Annotated in this window: 8 protein-coding genes; 6 read left to right on the plus strand and 2 right to left on the minus strand. The window is 74.0% G+C overall.

Translation table 11 applies throughout. The annotated features are described in order from the left end of the window. The first annotated feature begins 130 nt into the window (after positions 1-130). The 6 genes from K6I33_RS28385 (at position 131) to K6I33_RS28410 (ending at position 5,777) form a co-directional block, all read left to right on the plus strand. Positions 131-466 carry a hypothetical protein gene (locus K6I33_RS28385; RefSeq protein WP_229357395.1) on the plus strand — a complete coding sequence of 112 codons (336 nt, stop codon included), beginning with the start codon at positions 131-133 and terminating at the stop codon, positions 464-466. Between the two features lie 4 nt (positions 467-470). Then, complete coding sequence (locus K6I33_RS28390) at positions 471-1,364, plus strand: substrate-binding domain-containing protein (protein WP_229357396.1); 894 nt, start codon at positions 471-473, stop codon at positions 1,362-1,364. Between the two features lie 343 nt (positions 1,365-1,707). Next, complete coding sequence (locus K6I33_RS28395; RefSeq protein WP_229357397.1) at positions 1,708-2,145, plus strand: hypothetical protein; 438 nt, start codon at positions 1,708-1,710, stop codon at positions 2,143-2,145. Between the two features lie 127 nt (positions 2,146-2,272). Beyond that, a complete protein-coding gene (locus K6I33_RS28400) occupies positions 2,273-3,289 on the plus strand; it encodes a CapA family protein (protein WP_229357398.1) in 1,017 nt (338 codons plus the stop codon). A gap of 182 nt (positions 3,290-3,471) precedes the next feature. Continuing rightward, positions 3,472-4,629: a phosphatase PAP2 family protein gene (locus tag K6I33_RS28405; RefSeq protein WP_229357399.1), complete on the plus strand. Its 1,158-nt coding sequence runs from the start codon at positions 3,472-3,474 to the stop codon at positions 4,627-4,629. Positions 4,630-4,760: 131 nt separating this feature from the next. Further along, a complete protein-coding gene (locus K6I33_RS28410) occupies positions 4,761-5,777 on the plus strand; it encodes an aldo/keto reductase family protein (RefSeq protein ID WP_229357400.1) in 1,017 nt (338 codons plus the stop codon). A 106-nt stretch (positions 5,778-5,883) separates the two neighbouring features. Here the strand turns inward: K6I33_RS28410 and K6I33_RS28415 are convergent, their stop codons facing one another. Further along, positions 5,884-7,092, minus strand: coding sequence for a cytochrome P450 (locus K6I33_RS28415; RefSeq protein ID WP_229357401.1), 1,209 nt, complete (start codon positions 7,090-7,092; stop codon positions 5,884-5,886). After that, complete coding sequence (locus K6I33_RS28420; protein ID WP_308297343.1) at positions 7,089-7,319, minus strand: MbtH family protein; 231 nt, start codon at positions 7,317-7,319, stop codon at positions 7,089-7,091. The genes K6I33_RS28415 and K6I33_RS28420 overlap by 4 nt, the downstream gene beginning before the upstream one ends. Positions 7,320-7,474 lie beyond the last annotated feature (155 nt).

The following is a 7,474-nucleotide window of genomic DNA, read 5'->3' on the forward strand; positions in this document are numbered from 1 at the left end:
GGGGGTGGCAGATCCGGGGTGGCCGGGACAGCGTCGTACAACGGTTCGCTTCCGGCAAGCGCCCCGGCGGACGAAATGCCGCTCCCCGGCCCCTCCTCGAACGCCGCACTCCGTGTCACCATGTCCAGTTATGACGCGGGGAGAGGGCGAATTACGGCACAGGGTGCGGGTCTCCGCGCCCGGGCACGTCGCGGAGGGGGACGTCACCTCCCTGGAGGCGTGGCTCCGGGGCGAACCCGAACTGAAGGACCGGGCGCAGGTCAAGCGGGGTGCCCGGCCCGCCGAGGCCGGCGCCCTGATGGGGCCCCAGCTGGACATCGTCATCGAATGGGTCGGGGCCGCGACCACGGCCGAGATCGTGCGCCTGGTGACGGCGTCGATCAAGGAGCGGGTGCGCAGCCGGCAGGCCCTCGGGGACGACAGCCCACCCGGATTCCGCGCGGAGCGGGACGACGAGCGGGACTAGCGCGATGGCCGGATCCGGGCGGCGGGAGCGATATGACCGGGCCCTGCTCATCGGTGTGTCGCAGTACGCCAGCGACCGGCCGCTCGAAGTGGCGGAGGGGCTCGGGGACATCGCGGCGGTCGAGCGCAACCTGACGGAGCTGCGGGCCGCGCTGGACGCGGGCGGCGACGGCTGCCGGCGCTCCGGCGTCACCGTCCACAGCGCCGGGTCCGCCGAGACCGTGGAGGCGTTCCGCACCCAGTACGGCGAGTGGGCCCACGCCGGCCGGTCCGGGTTCAACCCGGTGGGCACGGTCGGGCCGCAGCCGGACGTGTGGATCCCGGCGCCCTCGGCGAGCGCGCGCAGGGCGCGGGACGAGAGCGGCACCCAGCCCTCGGTGCTCTCCCTGGACTCCGACGACGCGGAGCCGCTGGCCCACGCGCCGTCGGTGCTGCTGGTGCCCGACCGGCTCGCCGAGGCCGAGGGCGGGCGCACGGGCCGCACCCTCGCCGAGCTGCTGACGGCGATGCGGGCGAAGGACGAGAAGGCCCAGGTCCGGCGGGCCGACCCGAGGTACACCGACGCCGGGCTCGCGGCGGCCCGGGGCCTGTACCGGGTGGACGCGCCGCGCGCCGTGGAGCTGGGCCAGCGGCGGCAGGGGCGGTCCCTGCCGACCGGCAAGGACCTCGTCTGCGGGCTGGCCCGGGGCAGCTCGGCGGAGGACCGGGCGGTTGGAACGACGCCCGCCTGGACGAGGGGGAGCGGGACCGGGCCGTCCAGCGGTTCCGGGACTGGCTGGCGACGAACGACGGCCGGAAGGTCCTCCGGGACGCGGCGTTCCGCGGCGCGCCGGGGGAGCCCCCGGCCTCGCCGCCGCCCGGCCCGCCGGCCGCCACCGGACCGTTGCCGCGCGCCCTGACCGTGGACGAGGCCGTCGACACCATGGAGAAGCACCGGCAGGCCAACGCCGCGAGCCGGGTCCGCTTCCTGGTCTGGTGCGCCGCCCTGCTGCCCGTCGCGACCGGCTGCTTCGGCCGCGGCGAGCCGGGCCCGCCGGGCCCGCCCGCCGGGACGGCCCCGGCGCGGCCGGTGACCGGCACCCAGCTCGTGATCGCCACCGGCGTGGACGTCACCGGCAAGAACGGCGTCCGCAAACGCCTGGTCGACGCGTGGAACGACCTCCAGGAGAAGGAGCACTCGCCCTACCGCGCCCGGGCCGTCGTCCTGCCCGGCTCGGCGGACCTCCAGCGCAGAACCTCGCGGTGTCCGCCAGCCCCGCCATGCCCGAGGCCCGGGTGCGAAAGGCCCGGGAGCTGGTCGCCTTCCTCACCGACAGGACCAGCGAACGCTGCCTGCTGGACGCCGGCTTCGCCGCCACCCGCGCCTCCTCCTACACGGACCCGGGCGTCTCCTGCGCCGACCGGCGCGCGCCGACCGGCACGGCCGCGCCGGGCGAGGGCAGCGGCGGCGACATGCCGCGCGACGCCGCCCGGCGCCCCCGCTACGCCAAGGACACGCTCCTGCCCGCCCTGGAGACCGCCGCCCTGCGCCCCCGCACCCCCCTCTACGGCGCGTTCACCCACACGTTCACCACCCGGCTCGCCGCGCTCCACACCTCCGCCACGGCCCGGGCCGCACCCGACGAGGACATCGCCGAGAAGCTGGACGCCGCGCTCCGTGAGGTCCTGCCGAGCGGCTGAACCGGCCAAGGGTCCGCCGGGGCCGCGACACGCTCGGCGGAGCGTGACGGGCACCCCCGGGCCACGGCTTGGTACTACTGCGGTGAGGACGGGTGCGTGAGGCACCGCCCGGACGGAGGCGGAGCGGATGGCGCCGATCACGGTGGCGATGGCGGGCGACACCATGCTGGGGCGCGGGGTCGGCGAGCGGCTGGGGGAGGCCCCGGAGCCCGCGACGATCCTGAGCGAGGAGATCCGGGACGTCATCGCCGGGGCCGATCTGTTCGTCCTCAATCTGGAGTGCTGCGTCTCCGACCGGGGGGACCCCTGGGACGCGCCCGGCAAGCCCTTCTTCTTCCGGGCACCCTCGCCGGCCGCCGCCGTCCTCGCCGAACTGGGCGTGGACTGTGTGACCCTCGCCAACAACCACGCCCTCGACTACGGCTACGACGCCCTCGCCGACACCCGCGAGCTGCTGACCGCGGCCGGGATCCGGGTCGTCGGGGCCGGGGCGGACGCGGCCGCCGCCCGGGAGCACACGGTGCTGGAGGCACGCGGGGTACGGCTGGCCGTGGTCGGCGCCACCGACCACCCGGACGACTTCGCCGCCGGCGCCGACCGGCCCGGCGTGGCCTTCGCGGACCTGCACAGGGGAGTGCCTGCCTGGCTCACCGAGCAGGTCCGGCGGGCCGCGGCGGAGGCCGACGCCGTGCTGGTCACCCCCCACTGGGGGCCCAATATGACCTCGGTGCCGCCCCACCACGTACGGGCCGCCGCGGCGGAGCTGCTGGCGGCCGGGGCGACCCTGGTCGCCGGGCACTCCGCGCACGTCTTCCACGGCGTGGCCGGGTTCGTGATCCACGACATGGGCGACTTCGTGGACGACTACGCCGTCGACCCCGTACTCCGCAACGACCTCGGGCTGCTCTTCCTCGTCACCCTGGACAACCCCGCGCGCCCCGGCGACCCGGCTCCGCCGCGCCACCGGCCGGTCCGCCTGGAGGCCGTCCCCCTCCGCCTCGACTACTGCCGCACCGAGCCGGCGCGCGGCGAGGACTGGGAGCGGATCCGCGAGCGCTTCTCCCGGGCCTGCGCCGCCTTCGGCACGCCCGTGACCGTACGGGGCGAGCGACTGTTGGTGGAGTGGCCGTCCACCTCCGGGTGACCCCCGTCACATGGAGGGCCGTGCGCCCACGGCCGCGCCGGAAGGGTGTCACGTCGCGCGTGTAGCTTTTGCTGTGCAGCCGCGCCGATGACATCTGCGCGGCATGTACCCGTCACCCGAACGTACGCATACCGTGCTGCCGCCCCGGTGCCGCCGTACCGATACGAAGGACGCCCCACCTCATGCCCTACGTGCGCCACTGGTTGCGCAACTCCATCCTGCTGTTCGCGGTCGCGGTCGTGCTCGGGCTGGTCGCCGCGCACACCACGCTGATCCAGCCGCACGATCTGTCGCTGGACCGGACGATCCAGACCAATCTGCGCACCCCCTGGCTCAACCACGCGATGGAGCTGGTCAGCTACTGCGCCTCGCCGGTGGCCGGCGTGCTGATCCTCGCGGCTTGGAGCGGGTGGCTGTTGTTCGTACGGCGCCGGCCGACCGCCGCGGTCTCCACGTTCCTCGTGGTCGCCGTCGGCTGGAACAGCACCCAGATCGCGAAGGCGATCGTGGCCCGTGAGCGGCCGCCGCGGCAGTTCTCCCTCGACCCGGAGATCGGCTCCAACAGCTTCCCCAGCGGCCACACCGCCTTCACCGTCGCCGCCGTCGTGGCCGCGTACTTCCTCCTCCGCGAGACCCGGCACCGCCGTACCGTCCTGGTCTGCGGCGTCTTCGCGGTCCTGCTCGTCGCCTTCTCCCGGATGTACATCGGCGCCCACTACCCCACCGACACCTTCGGCTCGGTGCTGATCGCGGGCTCCGCCATCCTTTTCATCACCGGCGTGTGGCACGCCTGGCTGCTGCCGCGGCTCGACAAGCTCCCGGTGGTCTCGCCGCTGCTGGAGCGCTTCGGCCTCACGGAGGAGCGCGCCGCCCTCGCGGCCGCCGAGAACGGCGGCCACCAGGAGCACGGCCACTACGGTCAGCACGACGAGTACGCGCGGCATGACCAGTACGCGCAGCGCGACCAGTACGCGCAGCGCGACCAGTACAACCAGTACGGACAGCACGACGAGTACGGGCAGCAGGGCCAGTACGGCCAGAGCCAGTACGGGCAGCAGGGCCAGGGGCACGGCCAGTACGGGCAGCCCGCTCAGGGGCAGTACGGACAGCAGGGCGGGTACGCCGCCCCGTACGGGCAGCAGCCCCAGCAGAACGGCCGGCCCGGCCGGCCGGACCAGTACGGCCAGTACGGGGCGTACGGCCAGTACGACGGCCACGCCGGGCAGGGCGGCGGCCACGGCGGTCACGACGGCTACGACGGCCCGGCCGACGGCCCGTCCGGGGGCGGACGGCGCAGGGCGGGCGGCAACCCCTCCTCCGGCGGGCGGCACCGCCGCTGAGGCGGCGGCCCGACCGGAGAACGGCCGAAGAACGGCCGAAGAGCATCGCGTCATGGCGGACTTCCCACGGGGGGTCCGCCATGATCCTTGTTAACCCCCGCCGCACATGGGCCCGTTGATAGCGTGCCGCCATGGACTTCCGTCACCTGGGACGCAGCGGACTGATCGTCAGCCGGATCGCCTACGGCAACTGGCTCACCCACGACGCGTCGCGCGGCGAGGAGACCGAGCGCGCCTGTGTACGCGCCGCCCTCGACGCCGGCATCACCACCTTCGACACCGCGGACGTCTACGCGGACACCCGCGCGGAGGAATCCCTCGGCCGTGCCCTGAAGGGCATACGCCGCGAGGGGCTGGAGATATTCACCAAGGTCTTCGCCCCCACCGGGCCGGGCCGCAACGACCTCGGGCTCTCCCGCAAGCACATCCGCGAGTCGGTCGACAACTCCCTGCGCCGCCTCGGCACGGACCACGTGGACCTCTACCAGGCCCACCGGTTCGACCCCTCCACCCCGCTGGAGGAGACCATGGAGGCCTTCGCCGACGTGGTGCGCGCGGGCAAGGCCCACTACATCGGCGTCTCCGAGTGGACCGCCGACCAGATCCGCCGGGGCGCCGCGCTCGCCCGGGAGCTGCGGATCCCCCTGATCTCCAACCAGCCGCAGTACTCCGCCCTGTGGCGGGTCCCCGAGGCCGAGGTGATCCCCGCCTGCCAGGAGCTGGGCATCGGCCAGATCGTCTGGTCGCCGCTGGCCCAGGGCGTGCTCACCGGCAAGTACGAGCCCGGCGGCCAGTGGCCGGCCGGCTCCCGGGCCACCAGCGAGAACGACGGCTCCGAGCTGCTGGGCGGCTGGCTCAAGGACGACGTCCTGCGCCGGGTCGCCTCGCTGCGGCCCGTCGCCGACGGGCTCGGGCTGACCCTCGCCCAGCTCGCCCTCGCCTGGGTCCTGGCCCGCCCCGGTGTCGTCACGGCCGTCATCGGCGCCTCCCGGCCCGAGCAGATCACCGCCAACGCCGAGGCCGCCGACGTCGCGCTGGACGAGGAGACCGTCGCCCTGATCGACGCCGCGCTCGCCCCGGTGGCCACCACGGACCCGGCCGAGACGGCCAAGAGCAGCCCGGGCTCGCCCGACTGGCGCCTGGCCTGACCGAACGGCACCCGACCGAACGGCTCCCGACCGGACGGCGGAGGCCCGGCCCCGCTCTCGCGGGACCTGGCCCCCGGGTCCGGCGCCGTGCCGGTCCGTCAGCCGGCTACCATTCGACGGGCAGCTTCAGCAGGCTCCGCACCTGCATGCCGTCCTTCCACTCCAGCTCCTCGAACGGGACCGCGCAGCGCATCCCGGGGAAGCGTTCCAGCAGCGTCCGCAGCGCCACCTGGAGCTGGAGCCGCGCCAGCGGCGCGCCCAGGCAGCGGTGGATGCCGTAGCCGAAGGCCAGGTGGGGGTTGTGCTCGCGGCCGATGTCGAAGCGGTCGGCGTTCTCGAAGACCGTCTCGTCGCGGTTGGCCGAGGGGATCGCCGGCAGGACCGACTCTCCCGCGCGGACCAGCGTGCCGCTGAGCTCCACGTCCTCCGCGGCGTAGCGGGCGAAGGTGACGTGCGAGATCAGCGGGACGTAGCGCAGCAGTTCCTCGACGGCCTGGGGTATGAGCTCGGGCCGCCGGGTGAGGGTCGCGAGCTGGTCGGGGTGGGTGAGCAGTACGTGGAGGGAGTCGATGAGCTGGGACGAGACCGTCTCATGGCCGGCGATCAGCAGCACGCTGATCAGCTCGACCATCTCCTTCTCGGAGAGCCGCTCCTCCTCGTCGCTGGCCTTGACCATGCCGCTGATGAGGTCCTCGCGGGGATCGGCGCGGCGCTCACGGGTCAGCTTGGCGATGTAGTCGTGGAGGGCGTCGGTGCCGTCCTGGGTCTCCTCGGCCGTCATCACGGTCGTGGCGGAGAAGGCGTCGAGCCACTGCCGGAAGTCGTCGCGGTCCTCGAAGGGCACGCCGAGCAGGTCGCAGATGACGGTGCCCGCCATCGGGACGGCGAACTCCTCCATCAGATCGCCGGGGGCGCCGCGCGCCACCAGCTCGTCGAGGAGCTCGTTGGCGACCCGCTCGATGCCGGGGCGCATCAGCTCGACCCGGCGCATGGTGAAGACCCGGGAGAGCAGCCGGCGCAGCCGGGTGTGGTCGGGGGAGTCCATGCCGAGGATGCTGGTGTGGATGGGCAGCGGCGTCAGCCGTGACTCGTCGTGGAGGGCGGCCAGGGCCCGGCTGAAGCGGGGGTCGCCGAGGATGGTCTTCATGTCGGCGTGGTTGGTGACGAGCCAGGAGTCCTCGCCGAAGGGGCAGCCGACGCGGACGACGGGCTCGTCCTTGCGCAGCTTCGCGTAGATGGGGTCGACCTCGAGCCCGACGGCCTCGTTGAACGGGTAGGCGGGCGGGGTCTGCGCGGTGCTCCGGGGCTCGCTCACGCGGTCCGCACCTCCGCGACCCGCTCGTACCGCGCGACGAGGCTCTTGGGCCGCATGTCGGTCCAGTTCTCCTCGACGTACGCGAGGGCCTCCGCCCGGGTGCCCGGGCCGCGGGCCGTGGCCCACCCGGCGGGGACGTCGCTGAAGGACGGCCACAGGGAGTGCTGGCCCTCGTCGTTGACGAGGACCAGGAAGGTCCCCTCGGTGTTGTCCCAGGGGTTGTTCACGATGCTCGTACCTCTCTGTCGTTGCTTTTACGGTGCGTTGCCGTTGCGTGCGATCAGGGAGCGCCGGTCTCCGCCGGCGGCCCGTCGGGGCGCGGGAAGAAGCCGGTGGAGACGTAGTGACGGGCGTAGGCGTGGATCAGGCGGCGGTCGGGGGC

Origin of the sequence: Streptomyces sp. UNOB3_S3 (assembly GCF_020740895.1) — a bacterium.
Lineage (GTDB): Bacteria > Actinomycetota > Actinomycetes > Streptomycetales > Streptomycetaceae > Streptomyces.

Coding starts and splice junctions, on each gene's coding strand:
- K6I33_RS28385 (WP_229357395.1), top strand. CDS start 131: ATGACGCGGGGAGAGGGCGAATTACGGCACAGGGTGCGGGTCTCCGCG.
- K6I33_RS28390 (WP_229357396.1), top strand. CDS start 471: ATGGCCGGATCCGGGCGGCGGGAGCGATATGACCGGGCCCTGCTCATC.
- K6I33_RS28400 (WP_229357398.1), top strand. CDS start 2,273: ATGGCGCCGATCACGGTGGCGATGGCGGGCGACACCATGCTGGGGCGC.
- K6I33_RS28405 (WP_229357399.1), top strand. CDS start 3,472: ATGCCCTACGTGCGCCACTGGTTGCGCAACTCCATCCTGCTGTTCGCG.
- K6I33_RS28410 (WP_229357400.1), top strand. CDS start 4,761: ATGGACTTCCGTCACCTGGGACGCAGCGGACTGATCGTCAGCCGGATC.